Source organism: Pseudomonas imperatae, assembly GCF_057128625.1.
Map to the genome: position 1 here is coordinate 91658 of NZ_JBSKHP010000017.1, position 18790 is coordinate 110447.

At 68.1% G+C, this 18790-nt stretch carries 15 protein-coding genes, 1 tRNA gene and 1 riboswitch; of the genes, 5 read left to right on the top strand and 11 right to left on the bottom strand.

Going from position 1 to position 18790, the window contains the following annotated elements:
* Positions 1 to 112: 112 nt before the first annotated feature.
* From ACWKWX_RS21225 to ACWKWX_RS21235, 3 genes are read right to left on the bottom strand one after another with little or no spacing between them, the layout of a single operon-like run.
* A complete protein-coding gene (locus tag ACWKWX_RS21225) occupies positions 113 to 928 on the bottom strand; it encodes a class I SAM-dependent methyltransferase (protein WP_483828824.1) in 816 nt (271 codons plus the stop codon).
* Between the two features lie 21 nt (positions 929 to 949).
* Entirely contained in the window at positions 950 to 1930 is a 981-nt protein-coding gene (locus tag ACWKWX_RS21230; RefSeq protein ID WP_483828825.1) for a crotonase/enoyl-CoA hydratase family protein, read from the bottom strand.
* Positions 1931 to 1986: 56 nt separating this feature from the next.
* The gene (locus tag ACWKWX_RS21235; protein ID WP_483828826.1) at positions 1987 to 2481 is read right to left on the bottom strand and encodes a hypothetical protein; all 495 of its coding nucleotides are present in this window, start codon (positions 2479 to 2481) and stop codon (positions 1987 to 1989) included.
* 126 nt (positions 2482 to 2607) lie between these two features.
* Here ACWKWX_RS21235 and selA point away from each other — a divergent pair, with 126 nt between their 5' ends.
* The 3 genes from selA to ACWKWX_RS21250 all read left to right on the top strand — a co-directional run bounded on the left by selA (position 2608) and on the right by ACWKWX_RS21250 (position 6012).
* Complete coding sequence (selA, locus tag ACWKWX_RS21240; protein WP_483828827.1) at positions 2608 to 3996, top strand: L-seryl-tRNA(Sec) selenium transferase; 1389 nt, start codon at positions 2608 to 2610, stop codon at positions 3994 to 3996.
* Positions 3993 to 5906: a selenocysteine-specific translation elongation factor gene (gene selB / locus ACWKWX_RS21245; protein WP_483828828.1), complete on the top strand. Its 1914-nt coding sequence runs from the start codon at positions 3993 to 3995 to the stop codon at positions 5904 to 5906. The genes selA and selB overlap by 4 nt, the downstream gene beginning before the upstream one ends.
* A gap of 10 nt (positions 5907 to 5916) precedes the next feature.
* Positions 5917 to 6012, top strand: a tRNA-Sec gene (locus ACWKWX_RS21250).
* A gap of 119 nt (positions 6013 to 6131) precedes the next feature.
* On the opposite strand, the gene ACWKWX_RS21255 is transcribed toward ACWKWX_RS21250, so the two are convergent.
* The 7 genes from ACWKWX_RS21255 to ACWKWX_RS21285 form a co-directional block, all read right to left on the bottom strand.
* The gene (locus ACWKWX_RS21255) at positions 6132 to 7091 is read right to left on the bottom strand and encodes a D-isomer specific 2-hydroxyacid dehydrogenase family protein (RefSeq protein WP_483828829.1); all 960 of its coding nucleotides are present in this window, start codon (positions 7089 to 7091) and stop codon (positions 6132 to 6134) included.
* A complete protein-coding gene (locus ACWKWX_RS21260) occupies positions 7088 to 8233 on the bottom strand; it encodes an acyl-CoA dehydrogenase family protein (RefSeq protein WP_483828830.1) in 1146 nt (381 codons plus the stop codon). The genes ACWKWX_RS21255 and ACWKWX_RS21260 overlap by 4 nt, the downstream gene beginning before the upstream one ends.
* A complete protein-coding gene (locus ACWKWX_RS21265) occupies positions 8230 to 9582 on the bottom strand; it encodes an LLM class flavin-dependent oxidoreductase (protein ID WP_483828831.1) in 1353 nt (450 codons plus the stop codon). The genes ACWKWX_RS21260 and ACWKWX_RS21265 overlap by 4 nt, the downstream gene beginning before the upstream one ends.
* 20 nt (positions 9583 to 9602) lie before the next feature.
* The gene (locus ACWKWX_RS21270) at positions 9603 to 10559 is read right to left on the bottom strand and encodes an ABC transporter substrate-binding protein (RefSeq protein ID WP_476298291.1); all 957 of its coding nucleotides are present in this window, start codon (positions 10557 to 10559) and stop codon (positions 9603 to 9605) included.
* Between the two features lie 118 nt (positions 10560 to 10677).
* Complete coding sequence (locus ACWKWX_RS21275; RefSeq protein ID WP_483828832.1) at positions 10678 to 12261, bottom strand: rhodanese-related sulfurtransferase; 1584 nt, start codon at positions 12259 to 12261, stop codon at positions 10678 to 10680.
* Positions 12258 to 12866 carry a cysteine dioxygenase family protein gene (locus tag ACWKWX_RS21280; protein WP_473002270.1) on the bottom strand — a complete coding sequence of 203 codons (609 nt, stop codon included), beginning with the start codon at positions 12864 to 12866 and terminating at the stop codon, positions 12258 to 12260. Before ACWKWX_RS21280 ends, ACWKWX_RS21275 begins: the two co-directional genes overlap by 4 nt.
* 26 nt (positions 12867 to 12892) lie before the next feature.
* Positions 12893 to 13963, bottom strand: a complete 1071-nt coding sequence (locus ACWKWX_RS21285; RefSeq protein WP_483828833.1) for an LLM class flavin-dependent oxidoreductase — start codon at positions 13961 to 13963, stop codon at positions 12893 to 12895.
* A gap of 228 nt (positions 13964 to 14191) precedes the next feature.
* Between ACWKWX_RS21285 and ACWKWX_RS21290 the strand changes: the two genes are divergently transcribed.
* Entirely contained in the window at positions 14192 to 15118 is a 927-nt protein-coding gene (locus ACWKWX_RS21290) for a site-specific integrase (RefSeq protein WP_483828834.1), read from the top strand.
* 139 nt (positions 15119 to 15257) lie between these two features.
* Here the strand turns inward: ACWKWX_RS21290 and ACWKWX_RS21295 are convergent, their stop codons facing one another.
* Complete coding sequence (locus ACWKWX_RS21295; protein ID WP_483828835.1) at positions 15258 to 17366, bottom strand: TonB-dependent receptor; 2109 nt, start codon at positions 17364 to 17366, stop codon at positions 15258 to 15260.
* 108 nt (positions 17367 to 17474) lie between these two features.
* A riboswitch (cobalamin riboswitch) is annotated at positions 17475 to 17680 on the bottom strand.
* Between the two features lie 119 nt (positions 17681 to 17799).
* Here ACWKWX_RS21295 and ACWKWX_RS21300 point away from each other — a divergent pair.
* On the top strand, positions 17800 to 18789 hold the full coding sequence (locus ACWKWX_RS21300; protein WP_483828836.1) for a DNA-binding protein: 990 nt from the start codon (positions 17800 to 17802) through the stop codon (positions 18787 to 18789).
* The last annotated feature ends 1 nt before the right edge of the window (position 18790 follow it).

Below are 18790 nucleotides of genomic sequence, written 5' to 3' on the forward strand. Positions count from 1 at the left end.
GCTACAGGTGCGGTGTACGCAGAATTTCGCGTAGCAGCTGCCGAAGGCTGCGTCTGGCCCCCCGGTGTTTCAAGGACTTTGCGGCGCTTTCGGACGCGGCCTGCGGCAGCTGCTACGGCACCTGGGTCCAGGCGCAGATTTGCGTGGGGCCCAGCAATTGCGCGTGGGCCTGCACGCAGGCCGTGCGCAAGCGGTGCTCCAGGCTCGCCACATCGGCCTCTGCTTCGCACGTCACCCCCAGGCGCACCAAGTGCGGCAACACGCCATGAATGGCCTCCGCTGCCCAACGATAAAAGGGTGACTGCGCTCCACCGCCCACCGGCCTTTCGCAGAGCAGCCCCGGTTGCGGCAACCCGGCTTGGGCAAAACACTCGATCATTCGCCCCGCCACCTCGCAATTTGGCGCCCCCGCGCGCAAGGCCGTGACGAACCACCGGCCCAGCTGGTCCCACAGTGCAACGCCGGGGTGGGATTCAACGATCGGTTCCATGATCAGCAGCTCATGCAAGCCCATCACGCCCCCCGGCCATAGAAACCCCGCCGCCTTGCGCAGGAACGCCACGGGGTTCGCCTGGTGCACCATCACGTAACGGCCAATCACTGCATCAAAAGGCTGGCGGCTGGTGAATGTGTCGATTTCGTCGACGACAAAGCTCGCCTGCGTCAACCCCGCCAGCCTGGCACGGTGGCGGGCCAGTGCCACGGCCTCGGCGCTGCGATCAATGCCCATGACCGCGCCCCCAGGCCCCACCCGTTCGCTGACCAGCAGGGTCACGTCGCCCGCGCCGCAGCCCAGGTCCAGGACGCGCATGCCGGGCTCGATGCCCATCTGCTCGATCAGGCGCGTAGTGAAGGGTTCCAGCACTTGGGCCTGAAACATCAGGCGCTCCAGCTCTTGGGGCGAATGGCCAAATACATAGTCCACCATGGTGATGCCTCCTCCGGTGTTTCAGGGCTGGGGCGCCAGGCGCGTGCGTTGCCGTTGCACCAGATGCTTCATGTGCACCAGGTTCGCTGGCGACAGACGCAACGCGGCGTCCACCCACTGGGCGGTGATGGTCAGCAATTCCTCATGGCTGATGGGCATGGCCACCTCTCGCGCCGCATGCATCGCCGCAAGGCCGTTGTGGCGTGCCTGGGTTTCGTCGACGAAGGCGTGTAGCGCGGCCACGCCCGTGCCGGTGGGCACCACCCGGTCGACAACCCCCATGGCCAGGCACGCCTGGGCCGAGTAGGTGGCGCCGCCACCCATCATCGCCTCGGTGGCACGCATGCCGATGCGCCGGCGCAGCAGGCTGTAGCCGCCCATGCCGGGGAACAGGTTGAACAGGATTTCCGGAAAGCCGAAGGTGGCGTGCTCCTCGGCTATCAGCACATCATTGGCCAGCGCCGCTTCCAGCCCACCGCCCAGCGCCGGGCCTTGCACCAGTGCCAGGGTAATCAGCGGCGAAGCCTGATAGTGCATTATCCGCCGGTGCAGGATATCCACGCACTGCGTCGCGTAGGCCAGCAAAACGCCGTGGTCGCGCCGTTCGATGCAGTCGACGAAATGTGCCAGGTCGCCACCCAGGCTGAAGTAGCCTGGTGTTCGCGAGGCCCAGGCATAGTAATTCACGGGCTGAAAGGCACTGGTACGAAGCGGGCCTTCGGCGGTGTCCAGCGATTGCTCGTGCGCCTGCACATCGTCCAGCAGCTGGGACGTGAAACTGGGCACCGCCAGCGGGGCAAAATACCCCCACAGCAAACGTCGGGCGGAGTCGTAGTGGGTGAGATATTGCATGGCGCGCCCTTGGTGTGGGGTTAGCCACACCGTAGCGAAGCGGCGCATAGGGCGATACTGGTAGGTTTGACAGGAGGCCACTGGCCAGCATCGACCTGCCCCCGTAGCAGCTGCCGCCAGGCTGCGTCCGGCAACCCCGCCGTCGCTCATATTGCGCAGGGCCTCGGACGCGGCCTGGTGGCCGCTGCTACGGGGGCTTGTGGGGTTTAGGCTTTCAAGTTTTTGGCGCGCAGTGCCTGCACTTTTTCCTCAGTGGCTGGAACGGTATGTGGAATGCCCGTGGCAGTTTGCGCCACGCTGAAGCTGACATTCAATTTCAGGTCCAGCCCGATCAATGCGGTGATCTGGCCGGTGCTGACGCCATCCGGTTTGATTTCGAACTGGACCTGGCCGGTGGGGGTGTAGGATTCAAAGTTTCCCTCTGCAACTTCCTCAAGGAAGTAGCAAAACGCGTCCCTGTTGGGGGCCAGGAACTCATCGAGGTTGAAAATTCCGTTCAGCGGCTGGCCGGCCGCGCCTCGGATAAACAGCCATACCGCATGGCTTTCACCGATCTGCCCGCGCTTGTAGTGAGCCCTGAGTGCCCAGTCGGTACCGTTATGGGAGAACTCGATGTCGTCGGCCTTGAAGGCGTTGCCGCCCTCGAACTCCCAGCGTACGAAGTCGTCGATGGCCTGTGGGTTGCGTGCTTGTGTGGACATGATGCTGCTCCTCATTGATGAAGGCCCATTTTCAGGATCGCGGCCGCGCACCGCCCCTTGCAGAACCAACAGGCAGGAAATCTGTCACCGGCTACGCTGTGGGGGTATTCACACCGGAGCCCCCTGATGCCACCGCGCCTGCCCTCGGTCGACAGCCTGTTGCGCCACGCTGCCTGCCTGCCTTTGCTCGACCGCTACGGCCGTCCGGCCACCCTTGAAGCGTTGCGTGGGCTGCTCGATGACCTGCGCCAGGGCGAGGCTTCGCACGCTGTGGAACACACGCCTGAGGTGCTGCTGGGCCGCGTTAGCGAGCGGCTGCATGTGCAGCACCAGAGCCGCGTGCGCCGGGTGTTCAACCTCACCGGCACGGTGCTGCACACCAACCTGGGGCGGGCGCTGTTGCCCGAAGTGGCGATCGAGGCGGTGCTGGCCGCGGCGCGCTACCCGTTGAACCTGGAATTCGACCTGGCCACCGGCAAGCGCGGCGACCGCGACGACCTGATCGAGGGCCTGATTCGCGAGCTGACCGGCGCCGAGGCGGTGACGGTGGTCAACAACAACGCCGCCGCGGTGCTGCTGGCCCTCAACAGCCTGGGCGCACGCAAAGAGGGCATTATCTCGCGCGGCGAGCTGATCGAGATCGGCGGCGCCTTTCGCATCCCCGACATCATGGCCCGCGCCGGGGTGAAGCTGCACGAGGTGGGCACCACCAACCGCACCCATGCTCGAGACTACGAGGCTGCCGTCAACCCGCGCAGCGGCCTGGTGATGCGTGTGCACAGCAGCAACTACAGCATCCAGGGCTTCACCGCCCAGGTGCCCACCGCCGAGCTGGCGCAGCTGGCCCACCAGCACGGCCTGCCGCTGCTGGAGGACCTGGGCAGCGGCAGCCTGCTGGACCTGACGCGTTGGGGCCTGCCCGCCGAGCCCACGGTGCGCCAGGCCCTGGCCGACGGCGCCGACATCGTCACCTTCAGCGGCGACAAACTGCTGGGCGGCCCGCAGGCGGGGCTGATCGTGGGCCGCAAGGAGCTGATCGCGAAGATCAAGAAGAACCCGCTCAAGCGCGCGCTGCGGGTCGACAAGCTGACCCTGGCGGCGCTGGAAGCGGTGCTGGGCCTGTACCGCGACCCCGACCGCCTGGCCGAACGCCTGCCCAGCCTGCACTTGTTGACCCGCCCACCGCAGCAACTGCAGGCCCAGGCCGAGCGCCTGCGCCCTGCCGTGGCGCAGGTGCTGGGGGAGGGCTGGACGGTGGCCGCCGAACCGGCGCTGGGCATGATCGGCAGCGGCAGCCAGCCGGTGGCGCGCTTGCCCGGCGCGGCGCTGTGCCTGCGCCCGCAGGTGTCCAAGCGCCTGCGCGGGCGCCAGTTGCTTGGCCTGGAGGCGCGCCTGCGCGGCCTGCCGATTCCGGTGCTGGGGCGCCTGGACGACGACGCCTTGTGGCTGGACGTGCGCCAGTTGGACGATGAACCGGCGTTCCTGGCGCAGTTGCCCGGGTGGGCCGCACCGTGATCATTGGCACCGCCGGCCACATCGACCACGGCAAGACCGCGCTGCTGGCGGCGCTCACCGGGCAGGCCGGCGACCGCCGCCGCGAGGAGCGCGAGCGCGGCATCACCATCGACCTGGGCTACCAGTACGCGGCGCTGGAACGTGACGCCCCGCTGACCGGCTTCATCGACGTGCCCGGCCACGAGCGCTTCGTCCACAACATGCTCGCCGGCGCCCAGGGCATCGACCTGGTGCTGCTGGTGGTGGCCGCCGACGACGGCATCATGCCGCAGACCCTGGAACACCTGGCCATCGTCCAACTGCTGGGCATTCCCCAGGCGCTGGTGGCCATCACCAAGTGCGACCGGGTGCCGCCGGAGCGCGTGCGCGAAGTGCAGGCCCAGGTCGATCGGCTGTTGGCCGACGGGCCCTACGCGGCGGCGCGGCGCATTCCTGTGTCCAGCGTCACCGGCGCCGGCATCGATACGCTGCTCAAGACCCTGGTGATGATGCAGCGCGAAATGCGCCAGGCCCGCGACAGCGGTGGCTTTCGCCTGGCCATCGACCGCGCGTTCACGGTGCCGGGCGCGGGCATCGTGGTGACCGGCACGGCCATCGCCGGCCAGGTGCAAGTGGGCGACGCGCTGCTGCTGGGCGCCGAAGGCCGCCCGGTGAAAGTGCGCGGCCTGCACGCCCAGAATCAGGCGGCCGGCCAGGCCCTGGCCGGGCAACGGGTGGCACTGAACCTTGCCGGCGAGCGCCTGGCCCTGGCGCACATCCACCGCGGCGACTGGCTGGTGCCCGAATGGTTGTTCGCGCCCAGCCAGCGCATCGACATCGAGCTGCAGCTGCTGGCCAGCGAAGCCAGGGCCTTCGAGCATTTCAGCCCGGTGCACGTGCACCTGGGCACCCAGGACGTCACCGCGCGGGTGGCACTGCTGGAGGGCAGCAGCCTGGCCCCCGGCGCCAGCATGCTCGCGCAACTGCTGGTGAACGCGCCCATGCAGGCGGTGCGCGGCGACCGCCTGGTGCTGCGCGACCAGAGCGCCCAGCGCACCCTGGGCGGCGGCCGCGTGCTGGACCCGTTCGCGCCGTCACGCCAGCGCCGCAGCCCGGCAAGGCTGGCGCAGTTGCAGGTTTTGGCCAGCGCCACCAGCCTTGAAGGCGCCTTGCCGATGCTGCTGGCCCACAACGGCAGCGGCCTCGACCCGCAGCGCCTGGAACGCCAGTTCAACCGCCCGCGCGAGACCTGGCGGCTGCCGCCCGGCGTGCGGGTGGTGGCCACGCGGCAGGGGCCGTTGCTGTTCAACGAACAGCGCTGGCAGTCGCTGAAGGTGGCGCTGCTGGCACACCTCGAGCGCTTTCATGAGCTGGAAGCCGACCAGATGGGCCCCGACCGCGACCGGCTACGACGCTTCGCCGCCTTGCCGGTGGAGCGCCCGGCCTACATCAGCCTGCTGGAGGAACTGCTGGGTGAAGGGGCGCTGCTGGCCAGCGGGCCGTGGTTGCACCTGCCCGGCCACCAGCCGCAATTGAACGCTGCCGACGATGCCTTGTGGCAGCAACTGCGGCCGTTGCTGGAGGCGGGCGGCATGGACCCGCCCTGGGTGCGCGAGCTGGCCAGCGCCACTGGCCACGACGACGCCAGCGTGCGCCTGCTGCTGCGCAAGCTGGCGAGGCTTGGGCAGGTGCACCAGGTGGTCAAGGATCTGTTTTACCCCGACGCTACGTTGCGGCAAATGGCGGCTATGCTGAGGCAACTGCACGGGCTGGGGCCGGATATTCAGGTCACCGCGTTTCGTGACCGGGTGGGCCTGGGCCGCAAGCGCAGCATCCAGGTGCTGGAATTCTTCGACCGCATCGGCCTGACCCGCAGGCTGGGCGAACACCGCCGCCTGCGCCTGGAAAACCCCTTGGCGCAGGACGGCTGAACCCTTTACAGGAAGGCAATCGCGCCCGGTGGCGCGGCCGGGCTTCAAACCCGGTTGGGGACGGCAGCCGTTCCCGGGCAGGTTCGACTCCGGCTGCCTTCCGCCATTTTCGTGTGGGCCCTGGGACGCAGCCTTCGGCAGCTGCTACGGGGGGATTTGGGTGGGGCTTGAACGCGGCCTTTGGCCGCTGCTACGGGGATTTTGGGGTCTTGGACGCGGTGTTGGTCAATACCCGCGTACGCGGTCAGCCAGGTTGTGCAGGGGCTGTTCGGTGAGGAAACGGTCGAGGTTATCCAGCAGGATATCGGCAATCGCCTCGGCGCCGCGGGTGGATATGGCCGAGGTGTGCGGCGACAGGCGCACCTTGGGGTGGCTGTACAGGCGGTGGCCGTCAGGCAGCGGTTCGGGTTCGGTGACGTCCAGGGTGGCGAAGCCCAGCGGCCCATGGTCCAGGGCGTGCAGCAGCGCGTCCTGGTCCAGTAGCCCGCCACGGGCGACGTTGATCAGGTGCAGCCCCGGCCTGGCGCTGGCCAGCACATCGGCATTGATCAGGTGGCGGGTGTCCGGCGTCAGCGGCGCGGCCACGACCAAATGATCTGATTCGGCGAACAGGTGGTGAATGTCACGCGCCGTCTCCACGCCAGCCACGCCCAGCGGCGCGTCGCTCTGGCGCAGGGCAATCACCCGCAGGCCCAGGGCCTGGGCCTTGTGCGCCAGGGCCGTGCCAATGGAGCCGAAACCAAGAATGCCCAGGGTCTGGCCCTTCACCGGCGTCAGTGCGGTGAACTGCCAGTCGGCGTTGTTCACCCAAATGTCGGGCAGGTGCTTGTTGCGGGCGAAAATCGCCGCCAGGGCGAACTCGGCGATGGGGTCGCTGGCACTGCCGCGCGCGGTGGTCACCGGCAGGCCGTCGAACAGCCACGCCGGGTAGAAATCGATGCCCGAGGACGCCAGCTGAATCCAGCGCAGGCCGTAGGGCCAGCCCGGCGGCGGGGTGTCCGGGGCCTGGTAGCCGCGCACGTTGATGGGCCGGCCCATGAGAATGCGCGCTTCGGGCGGCAGGTCGCTGGGCACGCCCACCGGCACCTCTATCACCTTCACGCCAGGGTGGGTCTTGGCCAGGCGCTCGCGCAAAGCCTGGTTGAACGGCGCGTCCAGCTGGCTGGCGATGACCAGGTCGCTCATGGCGTGACTCCTGTGCTGAATGCGGCGAAGGCGGCCTTGCCGACGCCGGTGAAAATGGCGTCGTTCTGCGGCGTGTGCACGCGGCTGCAGAGCACGTCGCGGTAGTGCCGTTGCAGCGGGTTGTGGCGCGACAGGCCGGGGTTGCCCGAGGCCTGGATGGCCAGCTCCACCGCGCGGATGGCGTTGTCGGTGACCAGGTACTTGATCTGCGCGGCGTGCTGCGGCGCGGTCAGGCCCTGGGCGGCGGCGTCCAGCAGGCTGCGGTTGTTGAACAGCAGGGTGTCGATCTGGCCGACGGTTTCCTGGAAGCGCGGCAGGCTTGACAGCGGCGCGCCGAGGTTGGAAGGCGTGCGCTCGGTGAGCCACTGCACCAGCCAGTCGCGGGCCGACTGCGCCACGCCGTCGTACACGGCAGACAACAGCACCGCCATCCACAGCAGGCCCTGGGCGTCCAGTTCAGCCGCCGGGGCGCTGGCCGGGCTGACGCTGACGGCGTGGTCCAGCGGCACCAGCACGTCATCGAAGGTGATCTCATGGCTGCAGGTGGCGCGCATGCCCAAGTGGTCCCAGGTGTCGACGATGGCGATGCCCGGGGTGTCGCGGTGCACCAGCCAGGCGCCCACCAGCGGGTCGGCGTCGTCGCTGCGCGCCCACACGCTGTACCAGCTCAGGCCGTGGCTGCCGGTGGAATAGATCTTGGTGCCGCTCAGGCGCCAGCCTTCCAGCGTGCGCCGGGCGATGGTGGCGGGCAGGCCGCCGCGCGCCGGGGTGCCCAGGTCGGGCTCCACGCGCAGGGCGTTGATCAACGCGCCGTTGCGCACCGCGTCCTCGCTGACCCGTTGGCGCAGCGCCTCGGGCCAGTTGCTGAACGGCAGCCGCGCGTGCTGCAGGTACTGCATCACCAGGATCAGCGCCGTGGACGGCTCGCCCCGGGCCACGGCGGCGATCACGTCGCGCGCCTGGGCCAGGGTGGCGCCGCCACCGCCGTAGGTCGTGGGCACCGTGTAGCCCAGCAGGCCGTGGCGGTGCAGCAGGGCGAAGTTGGCTGCCGGGAACTGCCCGGTGCGGTCGTGCAGCTCGGCGCTGGCGGCCAGTTGCGCGGTCAGCGTCGGCAGCAGGGTGCGGTAGCTGAATTCGCTCATGCCAGTTCTTCCTCGGCGGGCGCCCTGGCGGCGGCCGGCGCGGCGTTGCGGTTGGCCGGCACGGCCAGGCCCAGGTGCTCGCGCAGGGTGCTGCCGGTGTAGGCGCTGCGGAACAGGCCGCGCTGCACCAGCACCGGCACCACCAGTTCGGTGAAGTACTGCAGGCCGTCGGGCAGCACCGAGTTGATGATGAAGCCATCGGCGGCGCCCGCCTTGAACCAGTGCTCGATGTGGTCGGCGACCTGCGCAGGCGTGCCGACGAAGTCACGCTTGGGCCGCGAGAAATACAGCGCCACCTCGCGCAGTGTCCAGTCGTGCTCGCGCGCCAGTTCGATGATGCGCTCGCTGCTGCCCTTGTGGCTGTTGGCGCCCAGGTGGCCGACGTCGGGGAAGGGCGCGTCCAGCGGGTATTGGCTGAAGTCATGGTCGTTGAACGGCCGGCCGAGGGCGACGATGGCGTCCTCGATGCTGACCAGGTCCACGGCCTGCTGGTAGCGGCTTTCCACCTCGGCCTCGTCACGGCCGACGATGGGACGGATGCCAGGCAGGATGGCCAGTTTGTGCGGGTCGCGGCCGGCCTCGGCGGCGCGGCGCTTGAGGTCCTGGTAGTAGGCGCTGGCCTGTTCGAAGTTCTCGCCGTGAACGAAGATCGCGTCGGCGTTGCCGGCGGCGAAGTGGCGGCCGTCTTCCGAGGTGCCGGCCTGGAAGATCGGCGGCTGGCCCTGGGGCGAGCGGGCGATATTCAGCGGGCCCTTGACCGCGAAGAACTCACCCTTGTGGCCCAGGGTATGCAGCTTGGCCGGGTCGAAGAACTGGCCGGTCTGCTTGTCATAGGTGAAGGCGTCGTCTTCCCAGCTGTCCCACAGGCCCTTGACCACGTCCACGTGCTCGCGAGCGATGCGGTAGCGGGTGGCGTGGGCCGGGTGCTCGGGCTTGCCGAAGTTGTCGGCGGTGCCGCTCAGCCACGAGGTCACCACGTTCCAGCCGGCGCGGCCGCCGCTGAGCAGGTCCAGGGAGGCGAACTGGCGCGCCACCTGGAACGGTTCGGTGTAGCTGACGGTGACCGTGGCCACCAGGCCGATGTGCTCGGTGGTGGCCGCCAGCGCCGAAAGAATGGTCAACGGCTCGAAGCGGTTGAGGTAATGCGGGCTGGACTTTTCGTGAATGTGCAGGCTGTCAGCGATAAAGGCGAAGTCGAACTTGGCCGCTTCCGCCAGCTGCGCCTGCTGCTTGTAGAAGGCAAAACTGGTGCTGGCGTTGGGCAGCGCCTTGGGGTGGCGCCATTCGCCCCAGCCGTGGCCGACGCCGTGGATCATGGCTCCGAGTTTGAGTTGGCGTTGCTGGGTCATGGTCATACTCCTTTGATCAATCACTGGGCGCTGGCGGCGAGGGGGGTGCTGGCGTTGAAACTGGGGTCGAAGCCGTGGGACACGTCCACCGGTTTGGTGAGGATGCCTTCGCTGCGGTAAAGGTCGGCGGTCTGCTGCAGGCCCTTGATGACCTGGGCGTCGATGGGCACGCGTTCCATGTGGGTGTTCTGCGCGGCGGCCAGCTGGATCTCCAGCGGCAGGCCGGTGACCTTGGCCATGGCGGCGGCGTATTCACGCGGGTGGCCGTTGGCCCACTGCCAGGCACGGTCGACGCGGGCGACGAAGTCCTGCAGCTGCACGCGCTTGTCGGCGATGGCCTGGCTGGTGGCCGCCAGGTACAGGTGGTTGGTGAGCAGCGTGGCGCCGCTGACCAGCACCCGCTCCTGGCCGCTGGCGGTGGCCACGGTGGTGTACGGGTCCCAGGTGGACCAGGCGTCGACGCTGCCGTTTTCCAGCACCACCCGCGATTCGCTGGGCAGCAGGAAGGCGAAGGTCACGTCGCTGGTTTTAAGCCCCGCCTCGTGCAGGGCCTTGATCACCAGCAGGTGGCCGATGGAGCCCTTGGTGGTGACGATGCGCTTGCCCTTGAGGTCGCCCACCTGCTGGATGGGCGAGTCCTTGGGCACCAGCAGGGCGGTGGTGTAGCGGCCGTTCATGTGGGTGATGCTCACCACTTTCAGCGGCGCGCCGGCGCCCAGGGCGAACACGTAGGGCGCATCGCCCAGGGCGCCGACGTCAACGGCGCCGGCGTTCAGCGCCTCGCCCAAGGGGGCGGCGGCAGGGAATTCGGAAAAGTCGATGGTGTAGGGCACGTGTTCAAGCTCACCGGACACTTGCAGCAGCGCCTTGATGGTGGACTTCTGGTTGGCGACCTTCAGCGGTTGCAGGTCGGCGCCGTGGGCCAGGGTGGCGGCCAGGCATAGCAGGGCGGTGGACAGCAGGCGAGGCAAGGGCATGTAGGTGCTCCATAGGGCGTGTAGCAGCGGCCGCCAGTGTGGGAGCTGGCTTGCCAGCGAGCTGTTGAGGCCGAAAAGCTCGCTGGCAAGCCAGCTCCCACATTTATTTTCAGGGTTTTTAGATCACGTGGAAGCCGTGGGTGCCGTCGCGGGCCAGTTGCTCGACCAGGCCGAACTCCCAGTCCAGGTACGCCTGCATGGCTTCGCGCGGGGCGTCGGTGCCTTCGTATGGGCGGCGGTAGCGGTCGATGCGCGGCGAGGCCAGGTGGCTGTCGCCGCTCTCGGTGGGCAGGCCCGCCGCCAGCCAGCTGGCGGTGCCGTCGCGCAGCACGAACACCGGCTTGCCGGTCAGCGCCTGCACCTGGCCGACGGCAAAGCGCGCCAACAGGCTGCTGCCGCAGGTGAGCACGTAGCGCTCGGCGGCCGGGAGCTTCTCCAGCACGTTGGCGAGATCTGCACGCAGGGCCCACCAGGCGCCGGGGATGTGCTGCTTCACGTGGTTGGCGCTGGTGGTGAAGTCCAGCAGCTGGGTGTCGCCCTGGGTCAGCCAGTCGGCCAGGGTGTCCGGGCTGATCACCTCATAGGAAGGCACCGCCGGGATGGCCGGCTTCCAGGCACCGCGTTCGGTGAAGGCGCTGGCCTCGACGCCGTCCAGCACGTGCACGTCCCAGCCCAGCTGGGCCAGCCACGAGGCGCTCATGTTGGCGCGCACGCCGTCGTCGTCCACCAGCACCAGGCGCGCACCGCGCACGCTGGCGTAGTGGTCGGTTTCCTGCACCAGCTGGCCGCCGGGGGTAGAGCGGGCGCCAGGCAGGTGACCGGCCTCGAATTCCTGGGGCGTGCGCACGTCGAACAGGTAGTGGGTGCGGCCGGCCTCGGCCTGCCATTGCTGCCAGGCTTTGAGCGAGGCGCGCTTGACCCCGGCCTGGTCGGCCACGCGGCGGGCGTCGGCGCTGGCCAGCTGGCGGGTGGCTTCGCGGGTGGCGGCGAACTGGCGCGCCTGGCCGTGGTCCAGGGTTTGCCCGGCCAGCAGCCAGCCGATGGTGCCGTTGCGCAGGGCCGAAATGGGGTTGGGCAGGCCGGCGTTGACCAGCGACTGGGTGCCGATGATGCTGCGGGTGCGGCCGGCGCAGTTGACGATGATGCGGGTGGCCGGGTCCGGCGCCAGTTCACGGGCACGCAGCACCAGTTCGGCGCCTGGCACGCTGATGCCGGTGGGAATGCTCATGGTCTGGTATTCGTCGAAGCGCCGGGCGTCCAGCACCACCACGTCGGCGTTGCGGTCGAGCAGCGCCTTGACCTCTTCGGCGGTCAGCGACGGCGTGTGGCGCTGGTGCTCCACCAGCTCGCCAAAGGCCTTGCTGGGCACGTTGACGTCGATGAACAGCTCGCCGCCGGCGTCGCGCCAGCCCTGCAGGCCGCCTTCCAGCAGCGCCACGTCGCTGTAGCCCAGCTGCGCCAGGCGTTCCACGGCCCGTTGCGCCAGGCCTTCGCCGTCGTCGTAGACGGTGATGGCGGTGTCCAGCCGTGGAATGCGTGGGTAGACCTCCACCTCCAGTTTCGACAGCGGGATATTGGCCGCGAACAGCGGGTGCGCCTGGGCAAACGGCGCCTCTTCACGCACGTCCACCAGCGCCACTTCCTGGCGTTGCAGCAGGGCGTGGCGAATGTCGGCGAAGGAACGAGTCAGGGGGTGGCTCATAGGCTGTGGTTCTCTTTGGAAAGGTCCCAGATGTTGGGTAGCGTGGTGTTCGAATAGCCGGAGATGAACAGCTTTTCAGTGCCGTCGGGCTGGTACACCGCCCGGTGCACGGCGCCGATGTTGGCGCCGTACACGTGAATGCTGATGGACACCTGGTCGGCAAACGCGTTGCTGACCTGGTGGATGTCGCCACTGCGCGGCGACAGCGGCTCGACGTCGCCGGGCTGCAGGCGGATCGGCGCGCCGTCGGGCACCAGCGCGCCGCTGTCGGTGCGCCGGTAGTTCTGCGAGTCTTCGGCGCCGCGCAGCATGCCGATCAGGCCCCATACGCGGTGGTCATGAATCGGCGTGCGCTGGCCCGGGCCCCAGACGAAGCTGACCACCGAGAAGCGCTGGCGCGAATCGGCGTGCAGCAGGAACTGTTGGTAGCGTTCCGGCGATGGCTGCGCGTATTCCTCGGGCAGCCAGTCGTCGAAGCTCACCAGTTGCTGCAGCAGTTGGCCGCCGCGGTGCAGCTTGTCGCCTTCGCGCGGGTCGCTGTCGAGCAGCTCGGCCAGGGCGCCGATAAAGGCGCGCAGGCGTTCGGGGTGACGAACCTGGGACATCTTCACTCCTTGTTTCAGGCGGTTTTTCAGGCAACGCGGGCCTGACGTTGGGCCACCAGCTGGCGGGTCAGCGGGATCAGCTTCTTGCCGTAGTCGATGGCGTCTTCCAGCGGGTCGAAGCCACGGATCAGGAAGGTGGTGATGCCCAGGTCGTAGTAGTCCAGCAGGGCTTCGGCCACCTGTTCCGGGGTGCCCACCAGCGAGGTCGAGTTACCCTGGGCGCCCAGCAGGCCGGCGATGCCGGTCCACAGGCGCTTGTCCAGGCGCGAGCCCTTGGCGGCGGCGGCCAGCAGGCGGCGCGAGCCTTCGTTGGGCGGCTCGCGGCGCACGAAGCCGCGCTGCTCGGCCAGGGCGGTGGCCTTGGCCAGGATGCTCTCGGCGCGGGCCCAGGCCTTCTCTTCGGTTTCGGCCAGGATGGGCCGCAGCGACAGGCTGAAGCGCACGGTGCGGCCATGCTTGGCGGCTTCGGCACGCACCTGGGTCACCACTTCCTTCACCTGTTCGTAGGTCTCGCCCCACAGGGCGTAGACGTCGGCGTGCTTGCCGGCCACTTCGATGGCGGCTTTGGAAGAGCCACCGAAGTACAGCGGGATCGGCTGCGCGGTTTTCACCGCCGAATGCGCGCCTTCGAATTCATAGTAGTCACCCTTGAAGTCGAACGGCTGGTCGGCGCTCCATTCCTGGCGCAGCACGGTCAGGTATTCGTCGGTGCGCGCGTAGCGCTCGTCCTTGCCGATGAAGCTGCCGTCGGCGCGCAGCTCCTTGTCGTCACCGCCGGTGATGATGTGCACGGCGGTGCGGCCGCCGTTGAGCACGTCGAGGGTGGCGAACTGGCGGGCGGCGAGGGTAGGGGCGGCGAAGCCGGGGCGGTGGGCTATGAGGAATTGCAGCTTTTTGGTCACGCTGGCGGCGTGGCTGGCAATCAGGGTGCTGTCGGGGCTGTTGGAGTGGAACGCCACCAGGGCGCGGTCGAAGCCGGCTTCCTCGTGGGCGCGGGCGACTGTCTCGATGTAGTCGGCCTGCAGGACCGGGCCGCTGGCCGGGTGGATTTCGGAGCTGTGGTGACCGCCAATGTAGCCGATGAACTCGATGCTCATGGGTGCTTCCCTTATGAATGGAGCGTTATCAAGGGCCTCCGCCTGGCGTGGGGTCGGTCGTTGATGAAGAACATAAAGGTAGGATGTGGCGCTGTGAAATTCGATTTTGTTCTAAGGTAATTATTAATTTAAGGAATCTAAAGCTTTTTAGATATTACATAGTTGCATATTTACGTCCGCCATGGCGGCTACGGTATACTGCAGGCCCGCTTTGCTCACAGGCACCCCATGGTTTCCGAGGTAGACCGCTACATCGCCGCCGGCACCCGCGAGAACACCCGGCGCAGCTACCAGTCGGCCATCGAGCATTTCGAGGTGACCTGGGGCGGCTTCCTGCCCGCCACCAGTGACGCCATCGCCCGTTACCTGGCCGCCTTCGCCGGCAAGCTGTCGCTCAACACCTTGCGCCTGCGCCTGGCCGCGCTGGCCCAGTGGCACAGCAGCCAGGGCTTCCCCGACCCGACCAAGAGCCCCCAGGTGAAGCAGGTGATGAAGGGCATCCGCACCCTGCACCCGCAGCAGGAAAAGCAGGCCGAGCCGTTGCAACTGCTGGGCCTTGAGCGCTGCGTGCGTTGGCTGGACGGGCAGATCAAGGACGCGCTGGCCGCCACCGACGCCAAGCGCCTGCTGCGCTGCCGGCGCGACAAGGCGCTGATTTTGGTGGGCTTCTGGCGCGCGTTCCGCAGCGAGGAGCTGTGCCGGCTGGACGTGCAGTTCATTCAAGCCCGGCGTGGCGAGGGGCTGCAGTTGTTCCTGCCGTGGAGCAAGGGCGACCGCGACAACCGGGGCACCACCTACAGCGTGCCGGCCCTGGAACGCCTGTGCCCGGTGGACGCCTACTGCGACTGGCTCGAAACCGCGGGTATCGCCCACGGCCCGGTGTTTCGCGGCATCGACCGCTGGGGGCGGCTGGGCGACCGTGCGCTGCACCCTTACAGCGTGATGCACCTGCTGCGCGAGGCGCTGATGGGCGCCGGGCTGGACGGCGAGGCCTACAGCAGCCACTCCCTGCGCCGCGGCTTCGCCAACTGGGCCAGCCAGAGCGGCTGGGACCAGAAGTCGTTGATGAGTTACGTGGGCTGGAAAGACAGCAAGTCGGCGTTGCGCTACGTCGACGCGCGCGCCGATTTCCGCCTGCCGCCGGCGGGTATTTGAAGGATCGACGTGGCATCGGGACGTAGCCTGTGGGAGCCGGCTTGCCAGCGAGCTGTTGGGGCCATAAAAGCTCGCTGGCAAGCCAGCTCCCACAAGGACGGTTGTTGCTACGAGGCCGCGTCCCGCCTCCCCGCCACCGTCAAAACCGATAATCCGCCGTCACGAACAACGCCCGCGGCTGCCCCATCTGCCACTGCGCCCCGTCGTTCTGCTGCGACACCGCATAACGCCGATCCAGCAGGTTGTTGACCTGCAACCCCAGGCGCACGTCCGGCAGCACCTGCCACCCAAGGTTGGCATCCACCACCGTATACCCCGGCACCTGCGCGCTGTTGGCGGTGTTGGCGTAGCGCGCATCCACGTAGCGCAGGCCGGCACCGGCGTCGATACGCTCGGTGAGAGCCTTGCTCAGCCACAGGTTGGCGGTGCGCCGCGGCACATCGGTGGGGCGGTTGCCGGCGCGCGACAGCACCTGGCCATCCACCGCTTCATCGAAGTCATCGTAACGGGCGCGCACCACCGCGGCGTTCGCCGACAGCTGCCAATGGTCGGCCAACGCCAGTTCCAGGCTGGCCTCCAGGCCTTTCGAGGACTGCTGGCCCACCTGCAGGGTGTCGCGGGTGATGGGGTCGGTGGTCAACAGCTTGCGCTTGACGATGTGGTACGCCGCCAGGGTCCAGGCGCCGCGGCCGTCCCAGAACTGCTGCTTGAGGCCCAGCTCGGTCTGCCTGGCCCGGGCCAGGTCCAGCTGCTGCTGGGTGGGGTTGAGGGTGACCAGGTCGCTGACGCCGTCCTGGCTGGTGCTGTACTGGCCGTATAGGGACAGCTGGTCGGTGACCGCGAACACCAGCCCGGCGCGCCAGTTGCCGCCGTCCAGATTGACGTCGCTGCGGGTGCCGGTACGCGCGTCGTCACGCTGGATGTGGTTCTGGTCGCGGCGCACGCCGGTCACCAGCGCCCAGCGTTCCGACAGCTGCAGGCGGTTCTCGGCGAACAGCGCGAAGGTCTGAGTGGTGCTCTGGCTCAGCGCCTGGAACGGCGACTGGCTGTGGAACCAGCCCGGCGCTAGCGCCCAGGGGTCTACGTAGTCGCCACCGACGTCGGTGTAGGGCGAGTTGTTGGCCAGGCCGAAGCGGATGCGGTTGTACTCGGCGCCGACCACGGTCTTGCTGGCCAGCCCCAACAGGCTGTGGTCGAAGGTGAAGGTCTGGCGGTCGCCCAACTGTTCTTCGTGATGCTTGATTTCCAGGTAGCTGCCGCGCAGCAACTGGCCCTGGCTGCTGTCCCAGCTGTAGCTTTCGGCGTTGCGCCAGTGGCGGCGGCTCTTGATGTAGTACAGCTCGTTGCTGGCACTGACGGCGTCGCTCAGGGTCCAGTCGCTGGTCAGCCGGGTCCATTGGTCGTCGTAGTGCTGCACGGCGTTGCGCACGTTGTAGTTCTTGTCGCGCAGGCTGTCGTGGTAGTGGCCGTCGATCAGCGGCGTGCCCAGGTAGTTCATGGGGCGGCTGTCACCGCGCTCGTGGGCCAGGGTGAAACTCAGGTCGTCGCTGGCCTGCCAGCGCAGGGCGCCGCTGAAGGCCAGGCTGGACGACTGGCCACGGTCTACCCAGCCGTTGCTGCTTTGCTGGTCCAGGGTCAGCCGGTAGCTGAGGCGCTCGCCCAGCGAGCCGCCGCTGTCGAACGCGGCCTGCTGGCGGTCGTCGCTGCCGTAGCCCACGCGCAGGTGGTTGCTGATGGCGCCGTCGAAGGGCTTCTTGGGGATCACGTTGATCACCGCGCCGGTGGCACCTTCGCCGTACAGCACCGAGGCCGGGCCGCGGATCACGTCGATGCGCTCCACCATCCACGGGTCCACCGGGAAGGTCTGGGTGCCGGCACCGGTGTACAGGCGCGCGCCGTCGAACAGGGTCATCACCGACTCGTGGCCGCTGAAGCCGCGCGCCGACAGCGCCGTGTTGCCGTTGCCCGGCGCGGCGATGCTGGTGATGCCGGGGGCGCGGGTGACGGCTTCCTGCACCGTGAGGTTGTTGCGCTGGTCGATGGCGCCTTCGTCGAGGCTGCTGATACTGGCCGGGGTCTGCAGCGGCGTCAGGTTCAGGCGCGAGCCTGCCGTGCCAGGGGTGGCCAGCGCGGAGTCGGCGTGTTCGCTGATGGTGGTGGCCGGCAGCGCCAGCTCATCGGCGGCGTGCACGGGCAAGGACAAGGCCAGGCACGGGGCCAGGCTGTGAAGCAGGGAAGTGCGGGACATGCTGTTCCAACTACAGTCAGGAAAAGATGAACCCGGAGGGACACGCATGGCAAATCGCGGGCGCAAACGCCCACGGAAACCGGCCTGCGCCCGCCCACCGCGGGTTGCCAATTGAAGCGTTTGCAGGCCGGTCTCCGGGCTTGCGAGGGTCATGAACGCGTCGCCTTCCCATGCTCTATGCACAGTGGCCTGTTGACGCGTTCGCTCGCTTACCGTTGCGGGGGCAGCGCCGGACTGATCACCAAAGTGACGCACCGGCTTCCCGTTTCACCCTGAGCACGGCGGCTGAGGGCACCTGAAACTGGCGCGCATTCGACCACTGATGTGGATCCAGGTCAATGTTTCAAACCCGATACGGCGACTTTCCCAGGCACCGTGGTATATTGCGCGCCATTACAGAATACATACCGCAGTACACTTCATAGGAGCAGGCATGGCACGGGGTGGGATCAACAAGGCAGTGGTGCAAAAGGCGCGTGAGGCGCTGCTGGCCCGGGGCGAGAACCCCACCATCGACGCCGTGCGCGTGGCGTTGGGCAACACCGGTTCGAAGACCACCATCCACCGCTACCTCAAGGAGCTGGAAGAAACCGACCAGCGCCGCCAGGCCCCGCGCGAGCACCTGACCCAGGAGCTGGGCGAGCTGGTAGGCCGCCTGGCCTTGCGCCTGAAGGAGGAGGGCGACGAGTACGTGCAGCAGGCCCAGGCGCGTTTCGACCTGCAGAAAGCCGTGCTCGAAGCCGACCTGGCCGAAGCCGCCAAGGCCCACGCCGCGTTGCTGCAGCAGTTCGAGATCCAGGCCGAGGCCCTGGCCAGTGAGTCGGAGCAGCTGGCTACCTGCCGCACCTCGTTGCAGGCCGAGCACACCCGCAACGCGCGGTTGGGCCAGGAGTGCAGCGACCTGCAGCTGCGCGTGCAGGAAAAGGACGAACACATCCGCTCGCTGGAAGACAAGCACCAGCACGCCCGCGACGCCCTGGAGCACTACCGCCAGGCGGTGAAGGAGCAGCGCGACCAGGACCAGCGCCGCCACGAAAGCCAGGTGCAGCAGGTGCAGGTGGAAGTGCGGCAGTTGCAGCAGAGCCTGATCGTCAAGCAGGACGAGTTGATGCGCCTGAACCGCGACAACGAGCGCATGCTGGTGGAGGCACGCCAGGCGCGCAAGGATCAGGACACCGCCACCCAGGCCCTGGCCGACAAGGCCGCCGAGGCCACGGCCCTGGCCACGCAATTGGCCCAGGCGTTGGGCGCACGCGAGGCGCAAGCCCAGCAGATCGAGGGGCTGCGCCAGGAGCAGGCGGCCCAGGCCAAGGCCAGCAAGGCCCAGGTGCTGCGCGAGGCGCGCCTGGAGCAACAGCTGCAACAGGCCAACGCCACCTTGGCGCAGTGGCGCGCCGACCGCGCCGCGGCCAGCGCCGAGTAAC